Origin of the sequence: Paenibacillus sp. HWE-109 (assembly GCF_022163125.1) — a bacterium.
Taxonomy (GTDB): Bacteria; Bacillota; Bacilli; order Paenibacillales; family NBRC-103111; genus Paenibacillus_E.
The window spans coordinates 6142833-6158060 of sequence record NZ_CP091881.1; the positions used below are offsets into that span (position 1 = coordinate 6142833).

Annotated in this window: 17 protein-coding genes; 8 read left to right on the plus strand and 9 right to left on the minus strand. The window is 45.2% G+C overall.

Annotation, left to right across the window (positions count from 1 at the left end; genetic code table 11):
- Positions 1 to 2: 2 nt before the first annotated feature.
- The 4 genes from tsaB to LOZ80_RS26245 all read right to left on the minus strand — a co-directional run bounded on the left by tsaB (position 3) and on the right by LOZ80_RS26245 (position 1796).
- A complete protein-coding gene (gene tsaB / locus LOZ80_RS26230) occupies positions 3 to 818 on the minus strand; it encodes a tRNA (adenosine(37)-N6)-threonylcarbamoyltransferase complex dimerization subunit type 1 TsaB (protein WP_238167426.1) in 816 nt (271 codons plus the stop codon).
- On the minus strand, positions 815 to 1306 hold the full coding sequence (gene tsaE, locus LOZ80_RS26235; protein WP_238173122.1) for a tRNA (adenosine(37)-N6)-threonylcarbamoyltransferase complex ATPase subunit type 1 TsaE: 492 nt from the start codon (positions 1304 to 1306) through the stop codon (positions 815 to 817). Before tsaE ends, tsaB begins: the two co-directional genes overlap by 4 nt.
- Positions 1307 to 1431: 125 nt before the next feature.
- Positions 1432 to 1614 carry an H-type small acid-soluble spore protein gene (locus LOZ80_RS26240; RefSeq protein ID WP_189020617.1) on the minus strand — a complete coding sequence of 61 codons (183 nt, stop codon included), beginning with the start codon at positions 1612 to 1614 and terminating at the stop codon, positions 1432 to 1434.
- On the minus strand, positions 1611 to 1796 hold the full coding sequence (locus LOZ80_RS26245; RefSeq protein WP_189020615.1) for a hypothetical protein: 186 nt from the start codon (positions 1794 to 1796) through the stop codon (positions 1611 to 1613). Before LOZ80_RS26245 ends, LOZ80_RS26240 begins: the two co-directional genes overlap by 4 nt.
- 165 nt (positions 1797 to 1961) lie before the next feature.
- On the opposite strand from LOZ80_RS26245, the gene ku reads away from it, so the two are divergent.
- Positions 1962 to 2846, plus strand: a complete 885-nt coding sequence (gene ku, locus LOZ80_RS26250) for a non-homologous end joining protein Ku (RefSeq protein ID WP_238167427.1) — start codon at positions 1962 to 1964, stop codon at positions 2844 to 2846.
- 101 nt (positions 2847 to 2947) lie between these two features.
- Here ku and LOZ80_RS26255 read toward each other — a convergent pair whose 3' ends face one another.
- Positions 2948 to 3553 carry a TetR/AcrR family transcriptional regulator gene (locus LOZ80_RS26255; protein WP_238167428.1) on the minus strand — a complete coding sequence of 202 codons (606 nt, stop codon included), beginning with the start codon at positions 3551 to 3553 and terminating at the stop codon, positions 2948 to 2950.
- Positions 3554 to 3762: 209 nt separating this feature from the next.
- Between LOZ80_RS26255 and LOZ80_RS26260 the strand changes: the two genes are divergently transcribed.
- Together LOZ80_RS26260 and LOZ80_RS26265 are read left to right on the plus strand one after the other, a co-directional pair.
- Positions 3763 to 4521, plus strand: a complete 759-nt coding sequence (locus tag LOZ80_RS26260) for an SDR family oxidoreductase (protein WP_238167429.1) — start codon at positions 3763 to 3765, stop codon at positions 4519 to 4521.
- 136 nt (positions 4522 to 4657) lie between these two features.
- Positions 4658 to 5938, plus strand: coding sequence for a hemolysin family protein (locus tag LOZ80_RS26265; RefSeq protein WP_238167430.1), 1281 nt, complete (start codon positions 4658 to 4660; stop codon positions 5936 to 5938).
- 312 nt (positions 5939 to 6250) lie between these two features.
- Here the strand turns inward: LOZ80_RS26265 and LOZ80_RS26270 are convergent, their stop codons facing one another.
- Positions 6251 to 7195 carry an ATP-dependent DNA ligase gene (locus LOZ80_RS26270; RefSeq protein WP_238167431.1) on the minus strand — a complete coding sequence of 315 codons (945 nt, stop codon included), beginning with the start codon at positions 7193 to 7195 and terminating at the stop codon, positions 6251 to 6253.
- Between the two features lie 103 nt (positions 7196 to 7298).
- On the opposite strand from LOZ80_RS26270, the gene LOZ80_RS26275 reads away from it, so the two are divergent.
- From LOZ80_RS26275 to arsC, 4 genes are all read left to right on the plus strand, one after another.
- Positions 7299 to 7706: a DUF6855 family protein gene (locus LOZ80_RS26275; RefSeq protein ID WP_238167432.1), complete on the plus strand. Its 408-nt coding sequence runs from the start codon at positions 7299 to 7301 to the stop codon at positions 7704 to 7706.
- A 112-nt stretch (positions 7707 to 7818) separates the two neighbouring features.
- On the plus strand, positions 7819 to 8136 hold the full coding sequence (locus LOZ80_RS26280; protein WP_238167433.1) for an ArsR/SmtB family transcription factor: 318 nt from the start codon (positions 7819 to 7821) through the stop codon (positions 8134 to 8136).
- Positions 8137 to 8152: 16 nt separating this feature from the next.
- Positions 8153 to 9445, plus strand: a complete 1293-nt coding sequence (locus tag LOZ80_RS26285) for an arsenic transporter (protein WP_283214707.1) — start codon at positions 8153 to 8155, stop codon at positions 9443 to 9445.
- Positions 9446 to 9459: 14 nt separating this feature from the next.
- Positions 9460 to 9882, plus strand: coding sequence for an arsenate reductase (thioredoxin) (gene arsC, locus LOZ80_RS26290; protein ID WP_238167434.1), 423 nt, complete (start codon positions 9460 to 9462; stop codon positions 9880 to 9882).
- Between the two features lie 96 nt (positions 9883 to 9978).
- Here arsC and LOZ80_RS26295 read toward each other — a convergent pair whose 3' ends face one another.
- A complete protein-coding gene (locus tag LOZ80_RS26295; protein ID WP_238167435.1) occupies positions 9979 to 11256 on the minus strand; it encodes an adenylosuccinate synthase in 1278 nt (425 codons plus the stop codon).
- A gap of 127 nt (positions 11257 to 11383) precedes the next feature.
- Here LOZ80_RS26295 and LOZ80_RS26300 point away from each other — a divergent pair, with 127 nt between their 5' ends.
- Positions 11384 to 12262, plus strand: coding sequence for a LysR family transcriptional regulator (locus LOZ80_RS26300; RefSeq protein ID WP_238167436.1), 879 nt, complete (start codon positions 11384 to 11386; stop codon positions 12260 to 12262).
- Positions 12263 to 12321: 59 nt separating this feature from the next.
- On the opposite strand, the gene LOZ80_RS26305 is transcribed toward LOZ80_RS26300, so the two are convergent.
- A complete protein-coding gene (locus LOZ80_RS26305) occupies positions 12322 to 14781 on the minus strand; it encodes a WG repeat-containing protein (protein ID WP_238167437.1) in 2460 nt (819 codons plus the stop codon).
- A gap of 88 nt (positions 14782 to 14869) precedes the next feature.
- Complete coding sequence (locus tag LOZ80_RS26310; protein WP_238167438.1) at positions 14870 to 15163, minus strand: S-layer homology domain-containing protein; 294 nt, start codon at positions 15161 to 15163, stop codon at positions 14870 to 14872.
- Positions 15164 to 15228 lie beyond the last annotated feature (65 nt).

The following is a 15228-nucleotide window of genomic DNA, read 5'->3' on the forward strand; positions in this document are numbered from 1 at the left end:
AATCAATGATCCCCCTTCTTCGTTACAATGCCGGCCAACAAATTAGCCTCTGCTTCCGGAAGTCTAGTGTAATTGGGGACGAAAGTATGCACGTCCGCCTTCTCTCCTCTAGCCAACCTCGGATAGGCCAGAATCCCGATAAAGTGCGCTTCAATGCCATAAGACAGTTTGGTTGCAGCGCCCTGCCACGCTTGCGCGAAGTGGTCAAGTTCATCATTGAACCCTTCTGTTTCACCAACAAACAGAATCGCTTGCGGCTTTTGCTCAGCAGAAGCGATTAATGCTAGGATTTGGGCTGTCCATGGTCCAATTACGCGAATGCCGTCAGGCAGCACTTCATGCCAACTAGCCGATAACCCGCCATCAGGCGTTAATGGTGACGCTCCTTCGAACGCGTATACAGCTGTGAAAGCTTGTCTTCGTCTTCCATCCAACAGCGGAACTACCCAGGTAAGTCCATTACCCCTCTGTTGGTCTTTCGCTGCGCCGCCTAAAGCAATGGCCTCGAGACTGGACACGCCAATCAAATCCAGCCCCAGTGACCAAGCAAACGTTTTGGCCACAGAAACGGCAATCCGAACTCCCGTGTACGAGCCTGGCCCTTGTCCCACTGCAACCGATTGAAGATCTTGGGGCTTGAGATCCAGTTTAGCAAGCAGCTCTTGAATATGAGGAAGCAGTCCGATGGAGTGGTTCCGTTCCGCGTAGGAGCTGACTTCACCTAATCGTTTTCCGTTGTCTAACAAAGCAACTGTCATGGCAGATGATGAGGTATCGATGGCCAAGCATCGTCCTGTAGGTATAGTCCGTTCAGTCATTGTAAATGTCCGTTCTCCTTCATTTGTACACACCAGCTCTGATACGGTTCTCCGTGTGGAGTAAGGTGAAATACTCGGGTTTGATCCCCCTGTTGGGTAATCGTAATTGTCAGTCGATCCGGTGGCAGCAGGTCTTCGATCAAGCTTGACCATTCAATCAGCGTCACACCTGCTCCGTAGAAATAATCTTCCAAGCCAAGTTCATCCGCTTCCTCTTGAGAAATGCGGTACATGTCCATATGGTAGAAGGGGAGGCCATCTCCCTCGTATTCTTTGATAATCGTAAATGTCGGAGAATTGACGGTGTCGCGAATGCCGATCGCTCTTGCGAACCCTTGGGAAAATCTCGTTTTCCCCGCGCCCAGATCGCCATCCAGCGTCAGAACCGCGCCAGGCAGCAGATAAGCAGCCAGCCATTTTCCCAATTGATCGGTATCTTCCTCGTGTCTGGATACATAGGTAAATGTGGATTGAGTCAGTGATCTCATCCCTTTCTTCCGTTTGCGCGTGCTGCTCCTATTATAGTCCTCGCCAGCAGGCAACATCAACTCTGTAACGAAAAAAAAGCCCGCCCCGATTTGAATCGGAGCAAGCTTAGCGGCACTCTTCAAGACTAGTGAACCTCTTCCAGCTCTTGAACGGTGACTAACCTGGAATCGGCCGGATTTTCTTCCGCATGGACTTTGGCCACTGCTTTACTGGCATCGACACTGTCAATCCAGACTGGCAGGCCGTTCAGTTCAACGGTAATCTTCTCGTCAGCGGCTAAAATTTCTTGCGCGCGATGAACGTTCATGGCTCATCCAGAACCGATTCCGGATGGTCCATCGTATCCGTTGTCGAAGATTCAATTAATCCGCCTTGAATGGTGACGTTGCCGCCCCCCAAGCCCTCGTTGATCATGCGGTCAATATCCATGAAATGATCTTCTTGCCCCTGATTGCTCGTATCTTGGGAACTATTTGCCTCTTTTGCCATCCGTGAACCTCTCCTTAGCGCTGTTTTATCATGAAAGCCCTTAGTCACTTTCAGATTTAACGTTCCCATCCCATAGACAATCCATTCTCTTAAATCCCTGCCGTATAAAGGAAACGAATCAAGAGAATACTAGTACAATCAAGGTTATTGGGGAGGTATGAAGCCATGCATACGGTTTGGAAGGGCGCTATCAGTTTCGGGCTTGTTCATGTGCCTGTCAAAATGTTTTCGGCAACAGAAGATAAGGATATCTCGATGCGTTACATACATAAAACGTGTATTACTCCTCTCTCCTATGTTCGGAAATGCCAGACTTGCGAGAAGGAAGTAGAATGGGAAGAGATCTCCAAGGGCTATGAGTACGAGCCTGGGCGCTTCGTTCTATTTGAAAAGGATGAATTAGAAACGATCTCTGGGGAAGCAAATAAAGAGATCAAGATTCTTGATTTCGTCAACTTGACGGATATTGATCCCGTTTATTTTCAAAAAACGTATTATCTCGGTCCTGGAGATACGGGCGCTGGCGCCTATAATCTACTGCTGGATTCCATGCGGCAAACCGGCAAAATCGGCATCGCCAAAGTCTCCATCCGTTCGAAAAGTTCGCTCGCCGCGATTCGTGTGATTGAGAACTGCCTGGCGATGGAAACGATTTTCTACCCCGATGAGATTCGTCCGATTTCGCAAGTCCCTAATCTTCCTGACAAGGTCACTGTCAATGAACGGGAGATGGAGATGGCCAAGATGCTGATCAATCAGCTTTCGACCCCTTTTGAGCCGGAAAAGTACAAAGATGAGTACCGCGGCCGCCTGTTGGAAGCGATTGAGCATAAAGTGGCTGGCGAGGAAGTTCAATCCGCGCCTGCGCTGCAGAAAACGAGCGTCATCGACCTCATGGCTGCACTGCAAGCAAGTCTCGATGCCACCAAATCGGATGGTACCAGCCAAGATGGCAAAGTAACTTTGGAACAGGATGCCAGCGTGTCCGAAGTCAAGAAGCCCAAAGCCAAAACGCCACGAGCCAAGAAAGCCAAAGAACCTATCACGTAAAACATAAAGTTACTAGATTTAATTCATAAAAACGCTTCTGCTTGGATGCCAATTGGATGCCAACTCAAGCGTTTTTTGCCTTGTCCGAATGCTGCTCAAGATTAAATGTTTTTAAGTACGGTTCTAGCCGTAGTAGGACGCCAGTTCAGAATTTTCACTAACTGCTCTTGCATATACCCCGGCGTGTGCGTGAAGCCGCTCTCCACCCAATGAAATACAAACCCCAACAAAGCATGAATCGAATAAATCGCGAGCAGTTCTTGATCGAGGTCTTCTCTTTTATCAGGATAAATCAGCTCTTCCTGTAAAATTTGTTTCAAGGCGCCAAACATTTGCTCTTTCAACTTCGGCAGCACATCACTTTGGGTGAGCACCGTGTAGACGGCAGACTGCTCAAAAATATGTTCGAAAATCATAACGGAATTGGCGTGCAGTTCATCAATGTGGAACACTTTCACTTTTTCATAGGGCGCTCGGAAGGATTGAAGCAATTGTTGGATCAAATCGGAGATAATATCGTCAAGCAGAGCTTCTTTACTCTCATAATTGGAATAAAAAGTTCCCCGGTTATAATTAGCGAGCTCAACAATTTCTGTAATCGATATCGCAGTAAATGGCTTATGCGTCATCAAGGAGAGCAGCGCACCTCTTAAAGCAGTTTTACTGCGAACAATACGGCGGTCGACTTTTTTATTTTTTTCCACCATGATCTTCATTCCTTCTAAAAGTTATTGAACAAAATCAATCATCTTGTTCGTTAGATAACACTCATGAACCTTTTACTGATTGTAATGCCTCGCCATTGTTTTATATAATCTAGGTAACAGATGTTTAATATTCAACAACTGTTGATTATATTCCTTTAAAACAGTCGTAAACGACTGAAACAACATTTGGAATGATGGAGGAATGACGTATGAAACTATCTGGAAAAGTGGCTGTTGTTACAGGTGCTGCCTCAGGCATGGGGAAAGCGATTGCCGAGCTGTTCGCGGCGGAAGGCGCTAAAGTGGTCGTCTCCGACCTGCGCATCGAGACGGCTCAAACCGTCGTATCCGGCATTGAAAGCAGCGGCGGACAAGCCCTTGCGATTGCCGCTAACGTAGCCAAAGAAGAAGACGTTCAACTATTAATAGATACGACTGTAAAAGAATTCGGCACCGTGGATATTTTGGTGAATAACGCGGGTATCATGGATAACTTCGTCCCTGCGGGAGATTTGACGGATGAGCTCTGGGAGCGAATTTTCGCTATCAATACCACAGGTCCTATGCGGACTACGCGTAAAGTTCTCCCTATCTTTACGGAGCGCAAAAGCGGCGTTATCGTCAACATTGCTTCAGCCGGAGGCCTGTATGGTTCCCGCGCAGGCGCAGCCTATACGGCTTCCAAACATGCGGTGGTTGGATTCACGAAAAACGTCGGATTTCAATATGCCAATCTGGGCATCCGCTGCAATGCTATCGCCCCTGGCGGCGTGAGCACGAATATTGGAACATCGATTAACGCCCCTAACCCATTTGGGATGGAGCGCGCTATGTCTGGCATGGGCTTGAATCCACGCGCTGGCGAACCTGAAGAAATCGCCAAGGTTGCCCTGTTTCTGGCCTCTGACGATTCAAGTTTTGTTAACGGTACGGTGGTTACAGCCGACGCTGGCTGGACAGCCTACTAATAGCTTTGCACCCAAGGAAGACTGCCGATCGCTTAGATCGGTGGTCTTTTTTGTCAGAAAATTGATAAGTCCTGCCAAAAAAGATAACATTAAGACGAATGATCCAAGTATAAAACAAAATGGAGAGAAGGTTATTATGCTTATTAATTTATTGTTAATTGCCATTCTGATTTTACTTACCGCAATTTTTGTCGCTACAGAATTCGCCGTTATTCGGATTCGTCCTAGCCGCGTTGACCAAATGGTTGCCGAAGGCAAAAAAAATGCGCTAGCCGTGCAAACGGTCACGTCCAACTTGGATGGATACCTGTCTGCGTGCCAGCTTGGGATCACCATTACCGCTTTGGGACTTGGTTGGCTGGGTGAGCCTACGGTCGAGAAAATCCTTCATCCTTTGTTTGAATGGCTAGGCGTGAGTGACACTTTATCTCATATTTTATCATTCAGTATTGCGTTTATTTCCATTACTTATATTCATGTTGTCCTTGGTGAGTTAGCGCCCAAAACGCTTGCTATCCAGAAAGCAGAAGCCATTTCTACCCTCACCGCGCCGCTTATTATTTATTTTTATAAAATCATGTATCCCTTTATATGGGTATTAAATGGCTCAGCAAACCAGCTCGTTAAGATTTTTGGCGTCCAGCCTGCAAGCGAACATGAAGAAGCACACTCGGAAGAGGAAATCCGCATCATTTTGTCAGACAGCTATATGAGCGGGAAGATTAATAAATCCGAGTACGGCTATGTGAATCGCATCTTTTCGTTTGACGATTTGTTGGCGCGTGAGATCATGATACCTCGGACAGATATGATTTGCCTCTATGCAGATAAGCCGCTCGAAGAGAACCTGAGCATTATTGCCAAAGAACAATACACCCGTTTTCCAGTTGCCAAAGAGAGCAAAGATCATATTATTGGTTTCGTGAATACGAAGCAATTCTTCCTAAGCTATCTTCACAACCCAGACTTCGATTTCAAAAGCTTGCTTCAGCCGATGCTGACGATTCCGGAAAGTATGCCCGCGAAAACTTTGCTCAGGAAGATGCAGAAAGAAAATGTCCATATCGCTCTGCTGCTTGATGAATATGGCGGCACTTCGGGTTTAATTACGATTGAAGATATTCTGGAAGAAATCGTTGGCGAGATCCGCGACGAGTTCGATAAAGATGAAATAAAAGAAATCCAGACCATAGGTGAAAATCACTATTTGGTCGATGGAATGGTCTTGTTAAATGAGTTGAATTACGCGCTGGGAACTGACATTCAAGATGAGCATGTTGATTCAATTGGTGGTTGGCTGTACAGCAGGCAGCCAGAGCTTGCCATCGGTGAAGAATGGCCTTATCGTTCCTTGACCTTCATTGTGCGTGAAAGGGACAATAACCGAATACGCAAAATCGAGATTTTGAAACGATAAGGGAGAAACAACATAGCCAATTTAACTAGGGAGCTTTGTTACTTTGTTGCTTTGGCAATAAGAGTCTCCAGAGACTTCTATTCGTGAAAAACAACTCTCTTTTGCGCAAATAGGAGCTCCCGGGGACTCTTATTGCTACTTGTGTAGCGTGTTTTTGCGTGTTTCACTGACGATACGGGTCTCCAGAGACTTCTATTCGTGAAAAACAACTCCTTTTTGCGCAAATAGAAGCTCCCAGAGACTCTTATTTTGCCGAAACGGAGGCGCTGCTTCTTCAGGTCTAGTTACCTTTCGGAACAGCACCCCTCTGATTTAATTCTGACTAAGAAGGCACTCCTTAGCATCCAGCTGAACGAAAGATTGAATACTTGGGTGTCTCAGCGTCATATTTGGGGTCCATTCCAAAAAACTCACTTTAACAACTACTGAGGGTTCAATCCATATCGCCTCTTTTGCTCTTTCGGGTTCATTGATGAAGGGGCGTTCATCTGTTCGAATGCTTTGAACTTTCTCGGTTATACGCTGCCAGTCATTCATTGTAAGTTTGCCAGTTCCCGCATGACCAATGTACCATAGCTGATTTTGATCATCGTACAAACCCAGCAGAAGTGAATTCACTATTTTATCCCTGTACGTAACGCCGCCAACGACGGCGAATAGATCTTTAAAAATCTTTTTTTTAAGCCATCTCTTATCTTTGCCATTGATCAAATAAGGACTGTTCAAGTCTTTGATGACGATCCCTTCCAGGTCATGCTGTATCACTACTTGAAATAGAGCTTCAATGTCTGAATGGTTAGCAACTAATTGAACTTGCTGACTAGGTTTAATCATTTTGTGCAAGACGGCTTGTCTCTCTTTAAGGCTCAAGTGCGTCAGCCAATCCCCATCACAGTAAAGGATATCAAAGATCATATAAGTTATGGGCACCTGACGCATGGCATTAGTCACTGTACTTGTTTTTCTAGCGCTGTCGCGTCTCATAATCTCATAAAACGAGGGCTTTCCTTGAGCAAGCGCAATAATCTCTCCGTCTAAAATAACAGAATTGGCTGAGCAGAAATCTTGCGGATGGGTTAGTTCAGGATATTGCAATGTTCTTTCATTGCATCTGCGATTTATTAATTTGGTCGTACTTCCGTCGTAGTATAATAACATTCTCACCCCATCCCATTTGATTTGGCTAGTTAAATGATTGCCCGAAGGCAATTCTTCCGTACTAATGGGCTCAAACGGGGTTATGGGTACAAAATCCAAGTCATTGCCCCCTCTATATTGTTGGTAGTAACATTATTCACCATATAATGGTTAATATTACTACCATTTTCACAATAAATTATTTCTATAAAGGAGCGACATCATGTCTACAGAATTGGGCACCAAAGAGAATCCATGGAAATTAAAGACACCGCCGCAATCGTCGGAGTATGAGATGTACAAGGACGAGAAGGATGGTAAAGCCATCCTCGTCTGTACCGTAGGGAAAACTGTTTTGCATTATGACTATCGCTGTATCGAAGATTTAACAACGATGCTCAAGCAGCATGGAGATTGGATCGAGCTAGGAAGCGCGGATGAGCAGAAACCTGCCAAAGAAGGCACGGTAGAAAGCTGGGGACGCTCCCCGGAGAATCCAGTCGGTGGCTGGTATGGGCTGAAAAAAGGCTTTCGCGGCCGCTTTGGCATGTACATACCTCCCTTATTGGAGGAGCTGCAGCTTGCGGAAGTAGAGCATAATCCGAGAAATAATCGGATGCGCGCCCTGTAGGAATTGAACCTCGAACTCCATGCTTTTGGGAGTTCGAGGTTCTTTTATATTGACTTATATAATCAAGTAATTATATACTAATTTACGAGTTGGAAGGAGCGTGTTCCTTAAGATGGAAATTGAAAAGATGGCCGATATCTGCAAGCTGCTTGGCGATAAAATGAGGCTGACGATTCTCACTCTGCTCCGAGAACGCGAGCTCTGTGTCTGCGAAATCGTCGACATCATGCAAACAAGTCAACCCAATGTCAGTCAACATATGCGAAAATTAAAAGCTGGCGGGTTGGTGAAGGAAGCGAAGCGTGGACAGTGGGTTTATTATTCGTTAGCTATCGCCGATAAGCCTTATCTGCATGAATTGCTGCAAACTTTGCCTACGCCGAACATGCCTACTGCTATATCTTGCGAGCAGGGAGATTGCTGCGATTAACATTCAGGAGGAACCTATGATTTATTTGGCTATTATCATCTTCTTACTTACACTTTTCTTTGTGATTTGGCAGCCAAGAGGTCTCAGCATAGGCTGGTCAGCGTCGGCTGGAGCCTTGCTTGCCTTGCTTTGCCAAGTTGTTAGCTTGCAGGACGTCGTGACCGTAACAGGGATCGTATGGAATGCAACTTTAGCCTTTGTCGGCATTATCCTCATTTCACTCATCCTGGATAACATTGGTTTCTTTGAATGGGCAGCTCTACATATGGCCCGGTTAGCCAAAGGGAACGGCAAAGTCATGTTCGTCTATGTCATCCTGCTGGGGGCCGCGGTCTCTGCCCTATTCGCCAACGATGGCGCTGCGCTTATTTTGACACCGATCGTACTCGCTATGGCTCGCGCTTTGAAATTTCCAAATCCGATGATTCTTCCCTTCATTATGGCGAGCGGCTTTATTGCGGATACAGCCTCCCTTCCGTTTACGATCAGCAACCTAGTCAATATCGTCTCTGCTGACTTCTTCGGCATTGATTTTGTAACCTATGCGAGCCGTATGATCGTCACAAGCCTGTTCTCCCTAGGAGCAAGTTTACTTGTGCTGTATCTATATTTTAGAAAAGAGATCCCCACCCATTATGAGATTTCGGATCTTAAACGGCCAGCAGACGCCATCAAAGATATCGCGCTCTTCCGACTCTCCTGGGTCATTCTGGCGATTTTGTTAGCTGCTTACTTCCTAAGCGGGTTTATAAAAGTGCCTGTTTCCTTCTTAACTGGAGCGGCAGCCTTATTCTTTATACTGATTGCCCGTTCCAGCAAAGCCATTGAAACCAAGAAAATCATAAAAGAAGCTCCTTGGACGATTGTTATTTTCTCCATCGGGATGTACGTCGTTGTTTATGGGTTGAAAAATGCTGGCTTAACCGACGCGCTTGGCAACTGGATAGAACTCTTCGCCAAACAAGGGTTATTTGCGGCAACTGTCGGAATGGGCTTTCTCGCTGCCATTCTTTCATCTGTGATGAATAACCTGCCGACCGTTTTGATTGACGCATTGGCGATTCATGGTACACAAACCGAGGGCATCATGCGGGAAGCGCTGATTTATGCCAATGTCATCGGCTCCGATTTGGGACCCAAAATTACGCCGATTGGCTCACTCGCCACCCTCTTATGGCTCCACGTCCTCTCCAAAAAAGGGATTACTATTACGTGGGGGGCTTATTTTAAAATCGGCTTCATTCTTACAGTCCCCACTTTGTTTATTACGTTAACGGGTTTATATGTGTGGTTAAAAATTATTTCATAAAAGGAGTGGTTTCTATGAGCAAAAAAATCGTCTATTTTCTATGCACAGGAAATTCTTGCAGGAGTCAAATCGCGGATGGCTATCTGAAGGCTTTGGGCGGGGATGCCTACGAAGTCAGAAGTGCCGGGCTGCAGGCTCACGGGTTAAACCCCAGAGCTGTAGCTGCCATGTTGGAAGATGGCCTTGATATTTCGCACCATACCTCGGATGTCATCGATCCGGAGATTTTAAGTCAAGCTGACTATATTATTACTTTGTGCGGACATGCCAATGATAACTGCCCTGTCGTGCATAATGATACAGCGATTCGCTGGCATTGGGGTTTCGACGATCCAGCTAAAGCAACAGGAACTGAGGAAGAAATTACCGCACAGTTCCGCGCGGTCCGCGAGGCGATTAAGCAGCGAATTGAGGCATTTGTTAGGGACGGGAAATAAGACACATGTCATACTTGTCAAAAAAAGGGCTATCCTCAAAGGTCAAATTGACCTTGGGGATAGCCCTTACGAATTAGATAAGGAATTACAGCGGCCTTACCTTTCGATAGTTTGCTCACGTTTCGGGCCAACGGATACCCATTTTATCGGTACACCGATTAATTTTTCAATATAGAGCACATAATTCTGAGCAGCAGTCGGCAGCTCCTCGAAAGAACGGATATGGGAGATGTCACATTGCCAACCTTGAAGAGTTTCATAGACGGGTTCTGCCCGCTGCAATTGCTCGGTGCTCAGGAAATCTGCGCTCAACGCATCATCAATGCGATAATTCGTACAGACAGGTATTTCATCCAAGTAACCTAAAACATCCAAATTCGTTAATGCTACCTCTGTAGCTCCTTGTATTTGGCAGCCATACTTGGTTGCAACGGCATCAAACCATCCTACACGCCTCGGCCTGCCGGTTGTAGCGCCATATTCTCCTGCATCTCCACCTCGTTTGCGCAGTTCCTGAGCGGCTTCACCCTGAAGCTCTGAAACAAAGGGGCCTTCGCCCACACTGCTTGAATAGGCCTTGGTCACAGCCAGCACTTTTTGGATGGCATAGGGAGGGACACCTGCGCCTACAGCAGCATAACCAGCTAATGTCGACGAGGATGTCGTATACGGATAAATCCCGTGGTCCGGATCGCGCAGAGCTCCCAGCTGACCCTCTACCAGTATCGTTTCCCCCTTAGCCAGAGCTTGTTGCAAAAGAACTGTGGTATTGCACGCATAAGGTTTAAGAAATGCTGCTTGTTCCTTTAATTCTTCCATCAGATGATCGATGTCCACGGGAGCCTGATGGTATAAATGCGTAAGAAGCACATTCTTGGATGCCAACGCTCTTATCAGTTTTCCCCTCAATAACTCTTCATCCCATAGCTCCGAAACCTGAATCCCGATCTTGGCATATTTATCTGCATAAAAAGGAGCAATTCCCTGTTTCGTTGAGCCAAATTTCCCGTCTCCCAAACGCAATTCCTCTAATTCATCGAATTGAATGTGATAAGGCATTACGACTTGTGTCCGGTCAGAAACACAGATTTTGGGCGCAGGCACCCCTCTCTCCATTAATTCATGAAGCTCTTGTTGGAATTTCCTTATGTTTAACGCCACGCCTGGACCAATCACATTCGTAGTCCCCGGATAGAAAACGCCCGATGGCAGCATGTGCAGCGAAAATTTGCCGTAATCATTAATGATCGTATGCCCCGCATTGCTGCCACCCTGATATCTTACGACATACGGAGAATGAACAGCCAGAACATCCGTCAGTTTCCCCTTTCCTTCATCGCCCCAATTTGCGCCTACAATCGCTGTAATTGTCAATTTCTTCACACCTTTTCGTTGAAATGACTTCCTACGATCAAGTATACTTACTTCGAATGCATTAGAAAAATTAATATAAATAATATTCGATATAAACTACATTGATGTTACAAGGGTGATCTAAACGATGATTCACAATATGGAGCTGTATCAAGTCTTCTACGTGACAGCCAAAGCAGGAAGCCTATCCCGCGCAGCGGAAGAATTATATGTTACCCAACCTGCGATCACGCATTCCATTAAACAGTTGGAAGCCAAATTAGGTGGACAATTGTTTTTCCGCACTCCGCGGGGCGTGACCCTTACGGTGGAAGGACGGGAGCTTTTTGCGTACATTGAACAGGCCTACCATTTTATAGAAAATGGGGAAAGAAAAATTGCGGACATGCATCAGCTTGCCTATGGTGAAGTCAGAATTGGAGCGGGGGACACGCTTTGCAAACATTTTCTGCTGCCCCATCTCAAAAAGTTCCACGAATCCTTCCCACAAGTAAAAATACAAGTAACAAATAGAACGACAAAGGAAACGATTGCGCTTCTAAAAGAGGGTAAAATCGACTTAGGCATTGTGAACCTGCCTCTCTCCGACCCTCAAATTATCATTCAGGAAAGCCTTTCTATTCATGACTGCTTTCTAGCAGGAGAAACCTACAAGCATCTGGCAGCAGCACCGATTTCGCTGAAAATGCTGCTCGAACATCCCCTCATTTTACTTGAGAAAGGCAGCAGCACCCGGGCTTATCTGGATCAATTCGGAGAGAAGCAAGGCTTGCCGCTCAAGCCTGAGATTGAACTTGGAAGTGTTGATTTATTAATTGAATTTGCCAGAAATGGATTCGGCATCGCCTGTGCCATCAAAGAGTTCGTACAGCAGGAATTAGCGGATGGAAATCTGTATGAGATTATGTTAGAAACACCTATACCAGCCAGGAAAATTGGAATTATTAAATTAAAAAGCACCCCGCTATCTGCTGCTGCGAACCATATCTATGAGGCTTTAAGTTAAAAAGGCCTTAAGCATATATGCTTAGGCCTTTTTTTGCTTTTTTCTATTTAAAAATAGACTTATAATTGCACTTTGTATTTATCTTTCAACAGTTTCTTTGCTTGGTTTCTTGTACCTTCATCTCCTGAAGATGCTGCTTTCTTTAATGCAAATATAGCGTAATCCTGTAAACTCTCACTACGACTAAATGCTTCTCCAGCATCATAGTAATTCCCATTTTTCTGCACATGATTTAACACGATGTAAGGATTTACAGCGGCTATTTCTGCATATCGCTTAGATTTCTCTTTAGCATCCTCAGAAAGATCTGCTATAAACAAGCGATAAAACAACAAAGCTTTCTGATCTATTTTTCCAGCTTCTACAGCTAGCATTTCGGCTTCGGAGGCCAAATTTTTATCTTCGTATAACAAACCAAGCTCTTCGATCAGCATAGCTTGCTGCAAATAACTATCAGCCTCATTGGGTGCTGCATTCGTGATAGCATCAAAATTTCTATGCATATCCTTAAGTAAGGCATCCTTGATAAGGACAAGATTATCTGCTGCCTGTTCCCACACGGCCGTGGCTGCTTCCAGATTCCCAGAATTCCCTTCATGCGCTCTCAGTAAGGTGTCCGAAGCTTCCCCATAAACACGAAGCTTAGCTGCAAAGGAAGGATTTAAACCATTTAATAAGGCCGTGTTATTTACTTCCGTAGGTTGATAGGACTCATAGTCAACTTGAGCGCCAACGCTTTCAGAAATAAAACGAATCGGAACCAGGGTAGCACCATTGATAATTTTGGGTGAAACCGCCAAAGTAACCGATTTGCCATTCACGGTTGCAACCGGATTATCAACTTGCAGGACCATATTTGTGCCATCTTTCGTCGCCTTAATGGTTTTGGTCTCACTATTCCATTCCAAATGTAAACCCAAGCTCTCTAATATGGAACGAAGAGGTACTAGTGTGCTCCCTTCAACCAGAACGGGTGGTACGTCCAGATCTAAAATAGTACCGTTAACCTCAATGACCTTCCCTGCGACAGAAACAAGATTAATCTCTTTACCATTGTCATTTAACGGTTTAACGGGATTCCCTTTTTGATCTAAATACAGCGTTTTCCCTGCATCTTTTACATGAAATAAAGTACCGGATACTTCATACGCATACTCATATTTAGGACTAACGACGACAGTGCCCTTTGGATCAATAAACCCCCACTTACCGAGTACTTTCACAGGAGCATAGCCTGCCTTGAAGGCTCCAGCATATTCAAAATTAGGTGAAATGACCGTTTTTCCGGTCGAATCAATGTACCCGTATTTTCCGCCTGTTTGAACCGCTGCAAGACCTTCAGAAAAAGGGGTCGCATCTTCATATTGCACTTTAATGATTTGATTCTCTTCTTTATCTATGTATCCCCACTTGTTATCTATACTTACCGCAGCGAGTCCCCCGGCAAAATCCGTAGCCTTCGTATATTGATAAGGAATGACGGCCTCCCCTTTTTTATCGATATACCCGTATTTTCCATTTAATTTCACTCTCGCTAAACCTTCTGAAAATGAGCCCGCATCATCGTGAAATTTATAAATTTGGATACGGCCATCTCGATTTAGAAAAGCAAAATGAGTGCCCGTGACAACTGGAGCAAAATTTTCTTTATAGGCCAATGCAAATTCATACATGATACTTCCGACTTGTTTCCCTTTGGAATTGATATATCCAAACTTAATACCATCCCGGTCTTCTTTACTTACGATCGCATAGCCTTCAGAAAAACGAGAAGCAGAATGATACTCGGGGGTAATGACAATTTTACCAGTTAAATCTGCATACCCCCAGTTTCCTTTCACTTTCACAGCAGCAAAACCTTCTGCGAACTCTCCTGCTTCCTCGAATTGAGGCTTTATCACGACTTTTCCAACTTGATCCATAAAGCCGTATTGTCTCCCTATTTTAACTGGATATAACGTCGGGGAGCTATTGGCTGCAGATCCAGTTGCGTTAGTTCCGTTAGATCCGTTAGCCTTTTGTGCAAAATTGATCTTCAATTTCTTCTCTCCAACCAAAGCAGCTTCATACCCCAATAACTGAAAAATATCGATCGGGATATACACATTATCTCCTTCCAAATGGACAGAAACCTCCGTCGATAATGTCTCTTCACGCAGTTTTACTTCATCACTCCCAAGTACATTTACTTTCTTGGAACCCACTTTCATCTGATACCTAATTTCATTGCGAAGATCTAGAACCGAAACTACATTGCCTTCCTGTGTAGTCAACAATTCAAATGCACTGTCGGAATGGTAATATCGTTCTAATGCGAACATTGGAACCATAGGGCGCCCGTCTTTTATGATGATGGCACCTGTCATGTCAAGTGACTTTTTTTCCCCTAGTACCGTAAGATATTCAAATGATACTTCCCCGTTTTCTTTAATCTCTACCTTTTGTTCGGCGTATACGACAGAACCAAATTGCCAAAGCATCAATGTAATGGCAATCAAACTTATCATCTTCTTAAACAAGGCTACTCCCCCTACTATTTTGTAGAAATTTGTAAAATATTCCTCATCTATCTTACCATGTCTAGTTAAAAAGAACTACATGAAAGGTTTATGGCTTGCCGACGTTCAGCAAGTTGAGCACACCTGCGCACTCTCGGCGCGCGCGAGTCGTGATGCCCATCGGCGCGAAATCGGTGTCTACGCGGCCGCGCATCAACTGCAGTTCTATGGCCGACTGTACGAAGCTTGCCGCCCATGGCGCCACGCTGCCTGCATCGTCAAAGCCGGCCGGCTTCACGCCAGTTGTCGGGATATCCTTGCTCGATTTCACGCTATAGGCGCGTACCACCATCGCTGCCATTTCTTGACGCGTAATCTGCGCGTCCGGTGCGAATGTAGCCAAAAAAGCAAAAAGGTCCCGGCTTTTCCCTTGGGAAAGCGCGAGACCTTGTGACTAATCTGGTTTCA